Source organism: Bifidobacterium boum (assembly GCF_000741535.1).
GTDB classification, from domain to species: domain Bacteria; phylum Actinomycetota; class Actinomycetes; order Actinomycetales; family Bifidobacteriaceae; genus Bifidobacterium; species Bifidobacterium boum.
The window spans coordinates 100,243-115,857 of record NZ_JGYQ01000007.1; the positions used below are offsets into that span (position 1 = coordinate 100,243).

The window sequence follows — 15,615 nt, forward strand, 5'->3', positions numbered from 1 at the left end:
GTGCGGCGCAAATCCGCCACTCGAGCCTCCAAACCGGTTACGCGACTGATGACGGACGCTGTGACGGCCACCCGGCGTAACCGTCTTGGGGCCTTGGTTATTGTGCTTGGGCGGCACGCAAATTGATACTCACTTCGACCTTGGTGCCGCCACCATCACGAGGCTCCCAGTGGACACTGCCGGCGAAATCATTCGTCACGAAGGTATTGATGATTTGCGTGCCCAATCCGGAACCGGAGGATTTCGCCATTCCATGCTCTTCTTCGGCGTCGAGACCCGAGCCGTCATCTTCGACGGCGACATCAAGATGCGTGCCATCGCGGTGAACCCGAATGAGAATATGGCCGGAATCCTTATGCTCGAACCCATGCTCGATGGCGTTGGTTACCAGTTCGGTCAGGACCAAGGACAACGGCGTGGCATCCTGCGCCGGCATCAATCCGAACGACCCGTCGAACGCGATGTCGATATGCTGGTCGCTCATGGTGGCCAGGTTCACGCTCATCCGCAGCAGTTTCGGAATGACTTTGTCGAAATCAACGACCTCGTCCGCGGTCTGGCTGAGCCCCTCATGCACCATGGCGATGGTCTGGACACGGCGTTGTGCCTCGGCAAGCTCCTTCTTGACCTCCTCCGATTTCGTTTTGCGGGCTTGCAACCTGAGCAACGCGGAAATCGCCTGAAGGTTGTTCTTGACCCTGTGGTGGATTTCCGAAATCGTGGCGTCCTTGGTTTGCAGCTCAACATCCCGGCGACGCAATTCAGTCACATCCCGGCACAGGACGATGGCACCGACACGCCCATTGGCGTCATACAGCGGCAGCGATCGCATAGACACGGCGGAACGGTTCGCTTCGAGCTCCGAATCCGCTGCCGCCTTGCCGCTGAGCACGAGCGGCAGGCTTTCAGGGAACGTGTCGTTGGTGTGCAACAGCTGTGTGCCGACCTCGCTGAGATACTGGCCTTGCATGGTGGACAGCGACCCCAGTCTGCGGAAGCAGCTCACCGCGTTCGGCGCGGCGTACCTCACGATGCCGTCGACCGTGAGGATGATGAACCCGTCGGCGACGCGGGCGTTGTGCCGCTGGTTCATCACCGGATCATGATATGGGAACTGGCCGCGGGGAATCATCTCGTACAGCTGCTTGCCGGCGTTGATGCTTTCCGATTCATACCGGCCGTTGGATTCACGAGTGGCCATGTTGGTTTCACGCACCACAAGACCCAAGGTTTTGCCGTTATGCCGGACCGGCGCGTACACGTTGCATACCGTCGAACGGCCGATGCTGCGCATGACGGTCGAGCGGAAGATCGAGGTCGAGTGCATAGCTGCCTCGAGTTCGCCTGACAGCTCCTCGTCGACTTCCTTGCCTACAACATCCTCACTGCGCAGTGTGGTCACCGTCGACGGCCGGCACTGGTCGGCGACAATGAATTTGCCATCCGGCATTTGCAAGATCAGCAGGAGGTCGGCGAAACTCAAGTCCGCAATGACCTGCCAATCGGTGACGAGCTGATGAAGCCATTCGCGGTCGGTATCGTCAAAGTCCGTCCGCTGAGCGAGGATCTTCGTGAAATCTGCCATATCTTCCATGATACGCAGCATCCGTGAATCCGTCGCACGGCAAGTTGACAAATCCAGTACTTACGATAACGTAGGTTACGACAGCGTAACCTTAAGGATGTGAAAGATGAGCAAACAAGAGGAAGCCGCCATCGAAATCCAACAGCAGCACCAGCGCGACACCGTCGCCGAAGCCGACTACCGAGCCAAAAAAGCCCAAGCCAAAGCCATCAGAAAACAAGCCCAGGCAAAAGCAGACAGCATACGCAGCAAAGCCGACGCCAAAGCGGAACGGGTCATCGCCAAAGCCGAAGCCAAAGCGGCGAAAATCGAAGGCATCACCGTCCCCCAAATCGCCAAACGTGTACGGCTTGACGTCCACGGGCGCCCCAAACCGCTCATGCGCGGCTGGCTGCACGCCATCGCATCCCCCCTATCGCTCGCCGCAGGCATCGTCCTCATCTGTCTGGCGCACGGCACCGGCCTGAAATGGGCATGCGCCGTATTCATGACCTGCTCGCTCGTGCTGTTCACCAACTCCGCCGTCTACCATCTGGGTGACTGGTCGCCAACAGTCACCAATATTCTGCGGCGCATCGACCACGTCAACATCTTCCTGCTCATCGCCGGCACATACACGCCAGTCTCCTTCGCCCTCGAGCCACGCATGCGTGACCTCATCATCATCAGCATGTGGGTGTGCACCGCCATCGTCATGATCATCCACGTCATCTGGATCAACGCACCCCGCTGGCTGTACGTGCTCGTGTACATCATTTTCGGGGTGTCAGGCGTCACCTATATGGGCCTGTTCTGGGTGTCCCCAGCAGCCGGCCCAGCAGTCGTCATCCTCATCGCCTCCGGCGGCCTGTGCTACATCCTCGGAGCCATCGTCTACGCTCTACGCAAACCCGATCCGTGGCCCAAAGTCTTCGGCTTCCATGAAATCTTCCACTTAGGCACCATCGCCGGATACGCGTGCCATATGGTTGCCATCTACATGGTGATCTGCAACCTGCGGTAACCGGCGGCTGCGGCTTCACGCTCATCCGATGACACCCGGATGCCGGCATACCAGTGGCCCGGCGCGCTTCTCAGCGTGCGCCGGGCCACTTGCGGTATTACCATGCGACAATGTCAGGACTGCAACGGTTTCGCATCCTTGATCGTCACCGAAATCTCGCGACCGGTCGGCGTCGCATACGAGACAGTATCCCCGGCCTTAGAACCCATAATAGCTGCGCCAATCGGCGATTCCGGGCTGATCACATCGTAATCGGTCGCGACAGCGATATCACGAGAACCGAGTACATACGTCATCTCCTTGCCAGCGAGCTCAAGCGTCACCACCGAGCCGTTACCGACAGTACCGGCCTTCGGCGCCTGAAGAATCTTCGCGTTACGCAGCTTGACGGTCAACTCGTTGATGCGCCCCTCATTCTTGCCCTGCTCCTCGCGGGCAGCCTGATAGCCGCCGTTCTCCGACAGGTCGCCCTCGGCGCGCGCCGCAGCGATACGCTCGGTGATCTCGTCACGATACTGCCCCTCGCGATACTCGAGCTCCTGCTTCATCTTGTCATAAGCTTCCTGCGTGAGCAGAATCGTCTTTTCTTCCTCGGCCATTGTTCCTCCTGACCTTGATGCTCGGCCGCCCAACACATTGTCCGGGCAGCCATGTCATGAAAAAGCGCCGGCGGTCACCGGCGCCTCAACCGATGCGTATCAGCGCGTCGAAATGATATCGATGACGAACACGAGCGTGTCGTCTCCCCCGATGCCCGCCTGCGGAACACCTTGGGATCCATAACCATACGACGGCGGAATCGACACGACAAGACGAGAACCGACATTATGGCCGGGAACCGTCATATCCCATCCACGAATCACCTGCCCCACGCCGATACCGAAACTCGCCGGCTGATGACGTGCGAAACTGGAGTCGAAGGGAGCATCCTTGCCCCAGACCACACCGTGATAGTTGACCGTCACCGTATCGCCGCGGCGAACCATCGGGCCGTCACCCTCCACGATTTCGATTGACTTCAATCCCACCGGCGGCTTATCCGTCGGGAAAGCGATCGTCGGCGTGACGCCAAACTCAGCATTGACCTCGGGCATGTTGCTGACCATGCTTGCCTCCTTGATGTCTCACTGTGCCGTTGCTTCCCACCCGGCAGTCCGCCGGATCATCAGCACAATGTCACTTAGATTAGCACGCTTTGCAACGCTTCGCAGGGCACAGCACCTCACCGTGGTTGACATGCCGTCAGCATTCGACCACATTGACCGCCAAACCACCTTGCGCGGTTTCCTTGTATTTGGACAGCATATCCTCGCCGGTTTGTTTCATCGTGCGAATCGCCTGGTCAAGCGTAACGATATGCGAACCGTTACCGAGCATGGCAAGACGAACAGCATTGATCGCCGTATTCGCGGCCACCGCGTTACGCTCGATACAAGGAATCTGCACCAAACCGGCAACCGGGTCACATGTCAGACCAAGATGATGCTCAATCCCGATTTCAGCGGCATTCTCAACCTGCTGGACCGTCCCGCCAATCACTTCGCATAATCCCGCGGCAGCCATCGAACACGCTGAACCAACCTCGCCCTGGCAGCCAACCTCAGCACCGGAAATCGACGCATTGCGCTTGAACAGATAGCCGATAGCGCCCGCCGTCAGCAGAAACCGAATCACACCATCTTCGTCAGCACCATCAACGAAATGCCAGTAATACTCCAACACCGCGGGAATGATGCCGGCAGACCCGTTGGTCGGGGCAGTCACGACCCTGCCGCCGCCCGCATTCTCTTCACTGACCGCGAGCGCGAACAGGTTCACCCATGCGGCATCCGAAGATTCCAGGATGACGTCGATGCGATGGCGGCTGCGTCGCAGCACGTCACCTGTGGACATGAGCAGACGGTACATGTTTGCCGCGCGGCGGGGTACGTCGAGGCCTCCAGGCAGTACGGGTTCGTCGCTGCAACAGCCTGCTTGGACACACTGGTTCATCGCCTCCCATACGGCGAGCAATCTGTCTCGCACATCGCCTGCGGGACGCATGGCGGTTTCGTTCGCCCAGATAATGTCGGAAATGCGCTTATGCTCACGCTGGCATAAGGTCACCAGCTCGTCGCAGGTGTCGAAATGGTAGGGGGCGTTGTCAGGGAATCTGGTCGAGCGTTCTTCTTTGGCATCAGCGAACACGGTTCCTGCGGGCGGGCGCTGATGGATGCCGATCAGCGCATCCTCCGGGTTGCCTTGGACGATGAATCCTCCGCCGATCGAGTACCACACCTGTTCGTCAAGGAGATTGCCTTCAGCGTCGAATGCTTGGAAGCGCATGCCGTTAGGGTGTGCGGCGAGGCGCTGCCACTTTTCAAATACCACGTCAGTGTCAGGGTCGAAGGTGATGCGTCTGCCGCCGGGCAGTGTCAATTGTCGTGTCCGGGCGCATGCCTCGCGATTGTGCCGCAACAATGTTGTATCGACATCATCCGGCATATTGCCTTCCAAGCCGGCGATGATCGCACGGTCGGTGCCATGGCCGAGGCCGGTCAGTGAAAGCGAACCGTACAAAATGGTGCGTACGCGGGCGACTTGGTGGACGATACCCGAGGTGCGCAAAGAGCCGGCGAAGCGGCATGCGGCTTTCATCGGGCCGACCGTATGGGATGAGCTGGGGCCCACGCCGATGGTGAATAAGTCAAGCACGCTGAACACGCGGCGTCACCTCCTGCAATATCGCGGCAGCGGATATTGCTGCACGCGTCGGCGTAGTGTTCACGGTTATGCGGTACACAATCATGCAATGCACGATCATTCAGTACAGTACCGCGGCAATATGCACGGCATAAAACACGCCGGCACCGGCGCACGCCAGAGTGCACGCGAATGCGCCCCACACCCAAGTCCGGTATGCGGCGCATCGTTCGCCGAACACCGCGGCGCAGAAGAATGACGCCAGACCGACAGCCGCGCAATTGAATCCAATCGTTCCCAGCCGGGTTCCGCTCAGTGCGGCATGTCCCAATGGGACAATCACTGAGTTCAACGCCGCTGCGAATACGAGATACCCCCAGATGCCGAACAGTATCAGCCCGAACAGCGCGACGATCACCGGACGCCAGGGTGCAGGAGCTTTGCGCGCTATTCTGCCCGCCGCCCACAAGGCGGCGAATCCGACAGTGTACGAGAACATGACTGCAAGCAGGCAGGCGATGGCGGACCACGGTACCAGGGCGAGAGAATCGTATGACAATCCGACATACACCGGCGCGCACAACAATTGGGCGAGGCAGGATACCACTGCGACCACTACCGCTTGTGTGAAGATGAGAGGTGCGCGACGGCTCCCTTTGCGGATAGGAGTGTTGTTTTGCGAGACCATGACGTTCCTTTTCATTCTCGACCAGGCTGGGTGGACGGCCGCCGACTGCCGCCGATGGGCCTGCGGAATGGTCGCGGGCGCACCGCGGGCGAGCTCGCCGATGCCTTGCCTTGTCTCGGGATATCTATCTGCCACTATAGGCGGCGCGGCGGGCAAACATTGCCGGTCGCCGGAGGGGACGCAGGTGGGCGGTCTTGCTGATCATGGTAGCGGACCTCCGGCATGGGCCGGCGTGTACGGAGCGGGCTGGCATCAAGCGGTGACGCTGTGTTGGCTGCCGCTGCCGGCATGGGCAGACCTTTTCGTCCTCCGGTGTGACGATTCGGTCGCACAGCTGACAGATACCCGGCAATTGCGCAGCCGTATGGCGGGTATCCGTCCGTCGTGCGACCGGGTGATCACACAGCGCCGAGATTATCCACACGCCAACGGCATAAGATGGACACGGTACGACAACCATCATCAACAACAAAACCCGCCGTTGCCGACGGGTTCATCACGACCGTGCCCCCTGCGGGACTCGAACCCGCAAGCCCGAAGGCGATGGATTTTAAGTCCACTGCGTCTACCAATTCCGCCAAGGGGGCAACTGTTCTATGCTAGCATGCTCGCCGGCCAGATGTCACCGCGGCATACACGAAATCAGCCTGCCGCGGCACGGTACACCGTCGATGGCATGGCGGCAAGAGCATAACCGATGGCGGCAACGCCGCTCAGCGTGCAGCAAGCAGCCTACGGCCGTAATCCAACACAATGCCGTCAAGCAGACCGTGTTCGCTGGCGACGAACGAATCGATTGCCGTACCATGGTCTTCCAACGCGGCCTGTGAAACGCGGGCGAGGACGCGGCTCCATACGAGCGCACCGCCGCCGACCACGTCAATCCTGCCCGGGTGAATGGTCTTGTACGTGCGACGCTCCTCGCGTGTCATCCGCAGGAATCGGTCATCGACCGCAACCGCATCTTCGATTGACAGCCGCTTGCCGTCAACAGCGGAGTGGTCGTATTCCTTCAATCCGATGGCGAGCGCGGTCATTGTGGTCACTGTGCCTGACACGCCGATAATGGTGCGTGTCTTGCCGGCAGGGACTGTGCGGAAGGCTTCGTCGATATGTTCGTCGATGTCGGCGATCGCCTCATCGATTTCCTGCTGGGTCGGCGGATCGGTGTGCAGATGCCGTTCGGTCATGCGAACGGAGCCGATGTTCATTGAGTATGCTGCCTGGACATCGGTTTCCGTCTGTTCGTCTCCTCCGCCGAGCACGAGTTCGGTGGATCCGCCGCCCAAATCAACCACCAGGTACGGGGGTTCGAGCTCGCCTTGTGGGACGACGCTGGTCGCGCCCAGGAAGCTCAACGCCGCTTCTTCCGTGCCGGGGATGACTTCGGGGCGCACGCCGAGAATACGCTGGATTTCGTCTTCGAATTCCGCGCGGTTTTCAGCGTCGCGTGTCGCTGACGTGGCGACGAAGCGGATACCGTCAACCGGGTGTTCCGCTAGGATCTGGGCGAATTCCCGTGCCGCGGTGTATACGCGGTCGAGTGCTTCATCGGCGAAACGGTGGGTTTTGTCTACGTCTTGGCCGAGCCGGACGACTTTGAGTACGCGTGGGACGATGTCCTCGTACCCGTTGGCGTCGACGCGTGAAATCTTCAGGCGGATGGAATTGGTTCCGCAATCAATGCCGGCGACCGTCACCGATTGTTGGGCGCTCCCCTGCTGTTGCGATGCGAGTTGTGTCATGCTGTCGTTTCCTTTCCTGTGCGCGGGTGATCGAGACGTGTAATAGCATCGATGGTTGCCGCTCTCGTATGGTGTCCGGTTATTGTTCCTGTGCCAGTTGTGCGATTTGGTCGTCGTCCACGACTGTGGTGCAACGGCAGGTGTCTGGGCTGAATTCGTCGTGGATCTGTTCGAGGGTCATATCGCCGATCGGGTTGGCGCCTTGGCCCATGACGAGTGTCTGTGCGAGCAGCGCGTGCAGGCATTTCACGCGGGTGGGCATGCCGCCGGCGCTGATTCCTTTGATATGTTCTTCACTGTCGCCGAGTCGTACGGCGAGCTCATGGCGGAAGGCGAGATACCTCTGGTGCGCGAGACTGTAGGCTTGGGATAGTTCAGCGTCTTCGGCCAAACGTTCGTTGAGCTGTTTCATCACGCCTGCGGCTTCAACGTGGGATACTGCTTTGACCGCTTCGGGGCTGGTCAGGTAGCAGGTTGTGGGGAATGGGATCCCGCCAGGCAGGAGCGGTCGGGTCAGCACCGCCAATGGCCGCCCGCACACGCATCGGGCGCCGACGGCGACCATACCGCGGGGGAAACGGCCGAGTTGCGCGTGAACGGTCGCGATATCCTTGGCGGTTGGCGGTTGCGCCATCAGTCGGTCCATCAGCAGGTGAGCCTCATGCTCGAGCTGCTGATAGGCTTCGGATGCTGTTGCCGGTGGTGTCGGCATGATATTCCTCCTGATGATAACGTCGAATTCGTTTGTGTGATGTCTGATTGTTCTATCGCCGTATTATTGCGCCTTGGATGAGGATGATGCGGACGGCGAAGCGGTTACGCCGGCGGATGGCGACGAGCCGGACTCGGAGCCTGTGCCTGACGATTCACCCATTGGTGTCGATCCGGCAGCGGATTTCTTCGGTGCGTCAGCTTGTTCGAACGCGTATGCGAGCTCCTTATACCAAGGCAGACTTGACTGTTCGTTTGACGTGGTTGTGCCGTTCTTGCTGTTGGCTGTGGTTGAACCGGTCACCGCCTCGGGGTGTTCGACATGGACGGATACTTCCCCGGGGAACACGAATCCCAGCCGTTCCCTCGCTTGTGCGGTGACGTACGCTTTGTCGTCCCAGCGGGCGATATCGTTTTCAAGATCGCGTTTTTGCGCTTCAAGGGCCGCTTCCTGCTTCTTGAGCGCGTTGAGTTCGGATAGGTTCATCGCGTAATCATGGAAGGTGGATACCAGTTGCATCAGCCCAATGACCACAATGATGACCGCGAAGAAGAATGAAACCGGCCCGCGGTTGGTGCGATTCTTGCTTTGCTGTTGTGCGCGCTGACGCGCCGGTTTTCGCGAACTGGTTGCCATAAGGATGAAAATACCCGCCGCATTCGACTTGCGAACACGACGGGTATTGCGCGATGCGCGGCACATCTAGAGACATGCCGTCAGCACATTGCTCGTGAGATTAGACTCACTTGGCGATGTACTTCTTGCAGGCCTTGAAGGCGCTGTAGCCGGCATACTGGGCTTCGGAACCGAGCTCGTCCTCAATCTCCAGCAGGCGGTTGTACTTGGCGATACGCTCGCCACGAGCCGGGGCACCGGTCTTGATCTGGCGGGTGTTCTTGGCAACCGCAAGATCAGCGATGGTGGTGTCGGAGGTCTCGCCGGAACGGTGGGACACCATGGAGGTGTAGCCGTTGGCGGTCGCCAGCTCGATGGCGTCGAGCGTCTCGGTGACGGAACCGATCTGGTTGAGCTTGACGAGCAGGGAGTTCGCCGCGCCCATGTCGATGGCCTTCTGCAGACGCTTCGGGTTGGTCACGAGCAGGTCGTCGCCGACGAACTGGAGACGATCGCCGAGCTTCTTGGTGATCGCGGCCCAGTCTTCCCAGCCCTCTTCCTCGAACGGATCTTCGATGGAGACGATCGGGTAATCGTTGATGAGCTTCTCGTAGAAGTCGAGCATGTACTCGGCGTCACGCTCACCACCCTCGAAGTGGTACTTGCCGGCCTCGCCCTTGCCGTAGAACTCAGAGGACGCGACATCAAGGCAGATGCCGATCTGCTTGCCAGGCTCATAGCCGGCATCCTGAATGGCCTTCATGATGTAGTCGAGCGAATCGCGGTTCGACTTCATCTTCGGAGCGAAGCCGCCCTCGTCGCCGAGACCGGTGGCCAGGCCGTCCTTCTTCAGCTCGTTCTTCAGGGTGTGGTACACCTCGACGCCGGCACGCAGCGCCTCATGATAGGTGTCGAAGCCGTACGGGGAGATCATGTACTCCTGAATGTCGGTGGCGAAGTCGGCGTGAGCGCCGCCGTTCATGATGTTCATGTTCGGAACCGGCAGGATGTGGCCGTTGGTGCCGCCGATGTAGCGGTACAGCGGCAGGTCGGCGGACTCAGCGGAGGCATACAGCGCGGCCAGGGACACGCCGAGGATGGCGTTGGCGCCGAGCTTGCCCTTGTTCGGGGTGCCGTCGAGCTCGATCATCGTGTCGTCGAGAGCACGCTGATCGGCGGCATCCATGCCGATGACCTTCGGAGCGATGACTTCGTTCACGGCCTTGACGGCGTTGAGCACGCCCTTGCCCTGATAGCGGGACTTGTCGCCATCGCGACGCTCCCAAGCCTCTGCGGCACCGGTGGAGGCGCCGGACGGAACCAGGCCGCGGCCCTGTGCGCCGTCTTCGGTCTCAAGATAGACCTCGACGGTCGGGTTGCCACGGGAATCAAGGATTTCGCGCGCGTATACGCTTTCAATTGCTGCCACAACTACTCCTTTTGCTCAGGTTGTGATGACAATGTCAAGGATAGTGGAATTGTTGGACGATATCGTCGATTTCACTCACTGTTCCCTGTGAGCGTTCACAGCCGCGTGCGAGATAGCCAGCAAGTATACCGAAGTGTCATCCCGTGGCGCTGATATGTGAAACGAAACCATAGGCACTGCGCGAACTTCATTACGCCAGTATGCGTCCGTGATGCGTTGCGGACCGATGTATCGTTCACACATCCTGTCTAGTTTCGTATGACACGACAAGCACCTCATGACAGAACATCATCAGCAGCAAATATGTCAGGGAAACAGACAAGCTGTATATGGGATGACATACGCAACCAGACACATCGACGCGTGGAACAGAGACATCACATGCCGTTCAGCGAATTCTGCACGTCCTGACATACGAGACGACATGCATCGCCACGCAGAAACACGAAATATCGCATATCTGGTAAGCGGCGTATGCCACAGCATGCACGATTCAAATCTTCATGCCCCTACAGTTACGGGGGTATACAAGTAAGAGATGTACGTTTTACCATGAGTCACATCACCCATGGCACCAACAACAAGCGTCATCTCCGTGAATACCACTTCACGGAGATGACGCTTCAATCTAGATAACGACACAGGAATGACGACATCCTTGCGTACGAGCGGTCATGAATTGATTCTGATATAGAGCGAGCCAGGTTGCCATTCCCAGGTATTCTGATTGGAACTTACCCAATCAACATAGTTCTTGGAATGTTGCGCAACCTGATAGTCTCTGTAATTTCCACGGTCGCTTCCCGTCGCAACCACAAATCCGATATGGTCACAACTCCCGTCGATGCCGTGGTCAAGACCTATGAAATCGCCTGGAGCCAACCACGTGCTGAATTTCCGGTGGTCAGAGGTCCAAGATTTCCAACCGAAAAACTTGGAAAACGCATTGGCATTGACCCATGCGGTTGTTCCTCCCCCTGACGCATATCCCCATGTCGGAAGATGGAACGGCTCTCCGCCGGCACGTCGGATCTGTGACGCGAAATTCGTGCAATCGTTATCCTTATAGTATCGGTAGCTCGAATTCGGTTGCACGGCATAACGAAATGCATACTGATATTCGTTCTGTCGATTCAGCTGACGAAGGGGTGATGCCTGTTGTTGCAAGTAGTCACCTTGGACGGAATCAGACACGGCATCGCCTTGAGAAGGGCTAAGTTCTGTTTCAACTTCACTGATTGTGTCCAGTTGCAACTTCGCTCGCTTTCCGTCAAGGACTTGCGCAGCCTGGGTGATCACCGTATTCTCGCTGGAGTTCTCGAAAATATCGAAAAACGTCAGGAACAATGCTTCAGTATGCGGATCCAACGCTCCTGCAGAACCAGCATCATGCGTATTATCATACGCGTTGAACGCCTCGCGATATTCAACCCAGTTCGCCGTACTTAGCGGTTCCACACGCTCTTGCGACTCAATGCGTTTCATCGCCTCCGGTATTTTCTCGCGAAGAGCATCAATCGCCTGCTGGGGATCGTGGAATACGCAAAGTTTCGGATAAGTCGCAGATCCCACCGATTCTGCTTGAGGGTAGTCAATGCTACCCAGCTCAGCGATGATGGGTGTGCGGCATAATTGCACCCCTCGGTATTCAACAGGCGATAACGCCTGAATCCAACTTTGCGCTTTTGCACGTTCTTGAGGCGCAGTAACTTCTTGTGCAGTGGCTGGCGCCGCCACCATAGCAGCGGCACATAGTGCGGCGAGCATTCCAAACGTACGCTTGATGCGATTTCGTGCGCTTGGTGCGTGATTATCCTGTTTCATTGTTTCTCCTTTATTGGTTATTTCTTCTTGATATCGAAGCGCTGATGCCTACGCACCACCGCTCACATCCCGATCTGCGGCGATCCACATGGTTGTGACCCATTGCGGGATGAGGCCGCTCGACTGCGCATCAGGTTCGCAGCGTCCGAGCGAACGATCCGAGGCAGCGTCATCGTGGCGCAGCGGGCGGATCGACCCATCATCCTGCCGGACCAGTGTGACGCGCTCGGCGGCACAACTGTCCAGATGCAGCGTTTTCGCATCATCGGCGTCCTGCTCCACCGCGACCACATAGGCGACCGCGCGGCGGTCATCACCTTCACAGCCCATGACACGCACACCGACGAACCCGTCATCCAAACCGATTGACGCGGCCGTATGGTAGCCGGCCAGCGAACGGTGCACCGCGGATGTGACCTTCCCCGGATCGGTCACGCACATGCTGTTGCGCCGGGTCAACGGGGTCATCGCTCGATAGGCGTCCACACCATTGGTGTATGAGGTCATGAGATATCCCAGCCCCTGCCAGCGTTGCACGTGGGCGGCGACGCCCGTATCCGCACCGCTAGCATGGGCCGCCTGGGCTGTCTGGACAGGACGCGCGAAACGCGGTTGCTTCCAGTTGAGGTATTGGCTGACGTCGACAGCGACCACGGCGAGTACCAAGGCGAGGGCCGTAATCAGGCACGCGGCGAAGCGAAGAATCCGCATCGGCAACCCGGAATGTTCCGGTATTGCTGTCCGCTGTGGGGAACGCGTGTGTCGTGTCAGCCGCATCGATGGTGTCGAGACTGTGGAATGGTTCATGTCTTGTCTCCCCGCCTTTCCAACGAGATCACGTAGAACCTCAGGACCACACGGCAGGAGGGGCGTATCAGCTTCCCGGCTGCCGGATCATGTTCGGATAGTGTTATCGTCGCAGAAGCCCGCCAACAGTGCAACGACGCTGAAGATTTCTTTAGATTCGGTTTGAAACTGTCGGTATCGCCATACACTGAAACCATGACGAACACAGATAATGCCCCCACGCTGTCCCGGCGCCATAGCGAGGCTTCGGCCCGCCGAGCCATGCCTCAAGGACATATCACCATTGGACTGGTCGAAAACGACCCGTATGCGCTTGCGCTGCTCCGGCCGCAGATCGAACGACTGGACCCACAATTCAGCATCCTGTGGGCGGTTTCGACCGGCGCGAAGGCAATCCACCATTGCCTGTTCACCTCCCCACGCCCCCAAGTGCTCGTCATCGATATGGGATTATCCGATATGCCCGGCACCCGAGTATGTGAGATATTGCGACAACACGGATGCACGGCTGGCATGGTCGGCATCACCGCGCTACCGACCGCGGATTGGGCGACACGGCTCGCAGCATGCGGAGGGCAGGCGCTCATCGCGAAAGACCGGATCTCCGACAATCTGAGACCCGCAATCATCGCCGCCGCGGCAGGACAGGCATACCAAAGTGAGGACAACGGCACAAGCGGCCCGGAACATGCCGGCAACGCGGAGGAACATGCCTCCGACCGGCCTGTCACAGGAACCACTGCAATCTATCCCAGCGTGCAAGAGGCCATCAACCGTCTCGCCGACACCGGGCAGGGCGAGGTCAGATCGGCGGCGACAGCTACAGCTACGGCGTCAGCACGGCCGCCGGCCAACCCATTGAGTCCCCGGCAACAGCAGGTACTCACCGCCTACGCCGCCGGAGAGACGACCGGGCAAATCGCCAAAACCCTGCACACCAGCAACGCCACCGTGTACGTGCACCTCCACGACGCACTCGCGCGGCTGGGCGCCACCAGCAAAATCGAAGCCATTGACATCGCCAGAAAGAACGGGTGGATCCATGTTGAGCAATACCAGCAATAACGGCAATAACACGGACGACAACGCCCGAGATGCCAAACCCGAAGCAAGCCCCCACGACACGCCAGGCAGCATTCGGCGGGACAACGGCATTCACCTCGCCATCGGGCGGCCGAACATGCCACTGCTCATCGCGACCATCGCCATCATCGCGATAACGGGCATTGAAACCGCGATATTGTGCGGAAAATGCGACCTGATGTCAGCCATCATGGTCATCGCCGCAACCGCCATCATCAGTGCCGCGCTGCTGTCCATCGCATGGCGGCCAGTCCAAGGCGCGTTCCTCACCATGGTCGTATGGATCGTCTGCTCACTGGTGCCACCGAGCACGCAGCTCCTCCCCCAGTCGCTCTGGCTCGGTGTGCTGCTCGCCGTCATCGTGCTGGCACGCGTCAACGCATTCCTCGCCTTGGGCATGCTCGACTGCACCGTGCTGATTTCATTGTCCGCGGCGGCGCTAATCTGGCAAATCCGCATCGATTCGATGACATGGGGCGTCGCCATACTCATACTCGGCGTGGCGACATTGGCGCTCGCGGGCATCGGCCTCGCACAATATCTCGACAGGCAGCGTGGACGGCGGGAACAGGACGATCGGGCGCGCAGCCAGGAACAAGTCATGCTGCGTCTGCACGACGATGTCGCCAATCGGCTCAGTCTCGCCTCAATACGGGCGCATGACCTCGCGGGAAGCTCGTCGTACCCTCAATCCCGCGCGCTCGCCAGGGACATCGACGATGCGCTCGCCGGAACGCGCGATATTGTGCGCATGCTCGACACGCAGGGCGATGTCGGCAGCGCGGATGACGAGGGATTCGAAGCCTGTGGCAAGACAGCGCCGATGGACGCATTCCAGCTCGTGGACAAGCATCTGCATGCTGGACGTACGCTGCTCGCCGAGCATGGGGTGGAAGGAGTCATGACCAACTCGATTACTGCCGGGACAACGGTTGACAAGGCACAAGCCGAGCTCATCGGCGACCTGCTCGACGAACTCGTCGTCAACATCCTGCGGTACGGCGACCGTGATGGCGGGTACGTGCTCAGTGTCGGATGCCGAGGCGACGATATGACCATTGCTTTGTGCGATACGGTAGCATCCGGGGCCGGTGTTTCGAAGGAATCAGAAGACCGGAGATCAGGGGTGGACAAGGTTCGGACGGTACCGGGCGTGACTACGGGCCGCTCTTCGGACGGCTCTTCGCGGGCTGCTGCGGACGGTTCAGTAAATGGTTCAACGAATGGTTCCGCGGATGGCACGGCCGAATCGGGAACACGGCTGGGATTGCGCGGACACGCCCGGCTGATCGAGCATCATGGCGGGTCGATGACGTGGGATCAGGCCGACGGAAGCTTCAGCCTTGAAGCGGTGATTCCGTTGCACGATGATGCCCGGTGATGCCAGTGAAGCCGTTCGCAGCGACCATCACCGACAACCGGTTGCACTCGGGCGTGTGCCG

At 59.1% G+C, this 15,615-nt stretch carries 14 protein-coding genes and 1 tRNA gene; 3 read left to right on the forward strand and 12 right to left on the reverse strand.

Annotated features, from left to right (window positions below; genetic code table 11):
* Positions 1-97 precede the first annotated feature (97 nt).
* A complete protein-coding gene (locus tag BBOU_RS01945; RefSeq protein ID WP_026502530.1) occupies positions 98-1,585 on the reverse strand; it encodes a sensor histidine kinase in 1,488 nt (495 codons plus the stop codon).
* Positions 1,586-1,691: 106 nt separating this feature from the next.
* On the opposite strand from BBOU_RS01945, the gene trhA reads away from it, so the two are divergent.
* Positions 1,692-2,588 (forward strand): PAQR family membrane homeostasis protein TrhA, encoded by an 897-nt coding sequence (gene trhA, locus BBOU_RS01950; protein WP_026502531.1) that lies wholly within the window; start codon positions 1,692-1,694, stop codon positions 2,586-2,588.
* 113 nt (positions 2,589-2,701) lie between these two features.
* Here trhA and BBOU_RS01955 read toward each other — a convergent pair whose 3' ends face one another.
* From BBOU_RS01955 to BBOU_RS02005, 11 genes are all read right to left on the reverse strand, one after another.
* On the reverse strand, positions 2,702-3,187 hold the full coding sequence (locus tag BBOU_RS01955; protein WP_026502532.1) for a GreA/GreB family elongation factor: 486 nt from the start codon (positions 3,185-3,187) through the stop codon (positions 2,702-2,704).
* A gap of 99 nt (positions 3,188-3,286) precedes the next feature.
* Positions 3,287-3,694: an FKBP-type peptidyl-prolyl cis-trans isomerase gene (locus BBOU_RS01960; RefSeq protein WP_026502533.1), complete on the reverse strand. Its 408-nt coding sequence runs from the start codon at positions 3,692-3,694 to the stop codon at positions 3,287-3,289.
* Positions 3,695-3,830: 136 nt separating this feature from the next.
* Positions 3,831-5,291, reverse strand: a complete 1,461-nt coding sequence (locus BBOU_RS01965; RefSeq protein ID WP_026502534.1) for an L-serine ammonia-lyase — start codon at positions 5,289-5,291, stop codon at positions 3,831-3,833.
* Positions 5,292-5,391: 100 nt separating this feature from the next.
* A complete protein-coding gene (locus BBOU_RS01970; protein WP_051616633.1) occupies positions 5,392-5,958 on the reverse strand; it encodes a hypothetical protein in 567 nt (188 codons plus the stop codon).
* A 505-nt stretch (positions 5,959-6,463) separates the two neighbouring features.
* Positions 6,464-6,545: transfer RNA gene (locus BBOU_RS01975), tRNA-Leu, on the reverse strand.
* 126 nt (positions 6,546-6,671) lie between these two features.
* On the reverse strand, positions 6,672-7,703 hold the full coding sequence (locus BBOU_RS01980; protein ID WP_051616634.1) for a Ppx/GppA phosphatase family protein: 1,032 nt from the start codon (positions 7,701-7,703) through the stop codon (positions 6,672-6,674).
* Between the two features lie 79 nt (positions 7,704-7,782).
* Positions 7,783-8,349, reverse strand: a complete 567-nt coding sequence (locus BBOU_RS01985; RefSeq protein ID WP_412677527.1) for a DUF501 domain-containing protein — start codon at positions 8,347-8,349, stop codon at positions 7,783-7,785.
* 129 nt (positions 8,350-8,478) lie between these two features.
* Positions 8,479-9,051 (reverse strand): FtsB family cell division protein, encoded by a 573-nt coding sequence (locus tag BBOU_RS01990; protein WP_026502537.1) that lies wholly within the window; start codon positions 9,049-9,051, stop codon positions 8,479-8,481.
* Positions 9,052-9,157: 106 nt separating this feature from the next.
* Complete coding sequence (eno, locus tag BBOU_RS01995) at positions 9,158-10,459, reverse strand: phosphopyruvate hydratase (RefSeq protein ID WP_026502538.1); 1,302 nt, start codon at positions 10,457-10,459, stop codon at positions 9,158-9,160.
* A 672-nt stretch (positions 10,460-11,131) separates the two neighbouring features.
* A complete protein-coding gene (locus BBOU_RS08780) occupies positions 11,132-12,283 on the reverse strand; it encodes an amidase domain-containing protein (protein WP_081815465.1) in 1,152 nt (383 codons plus the stop codon).
* Between the two features lie 48 nt (positions 12,284-12,331).
* The gene (locus tag BBOU_RS02005) at positions 12,332-13,090 is read right to left on the reverse strand and encodes a hypothetical protein (RefSeq protein WP_152595576.1); all 759 of its coding nucleotides are present in this window, start codon (positions 13,088-13,090) and stop codon (positions 12,332-12,334) included.
* A gap of 195 nt (positions 13,091-13,285) precedes the next feature.
* On the opposite strand from BBOU_RS02005, the gene BBOU_RS02010 reads away from it, so the two are divergent.
* Both BBOU_RS02010 and BBOU_RS02015 read left to right on the forward strand, forming a co-directional pair.
* Positions 13,286-14,155 carry a response regulator transcription factor gene (locus BBOU_RS02010; protein WP_081815466.1) on the forward strand — a complete coding sequence of 290 codons (870 nt, stop codon included), beginning with the start codon at positions 13,286-13,288 and terminating at the stop codon, positions 14,153-14,155.
* Positions 14,133-15,554: a sensor histidine kinase gene (locus BBOU_RS02015; protein ID WP_026502542.1), complete on the forward strand. Its 1,422-nt coding sequence runs from the start codon at positions 14,133-14,135 to the stop codon at positions 15,552-15,554. The genes BBOU_RS02010 and BBOU_RS02015 overlap by 23 nt, the downstream gene beginning before the upstream one ends.
* The last annotated feature ends 61 nt before the right edge of the window (positions 15,555-15,615 follow it).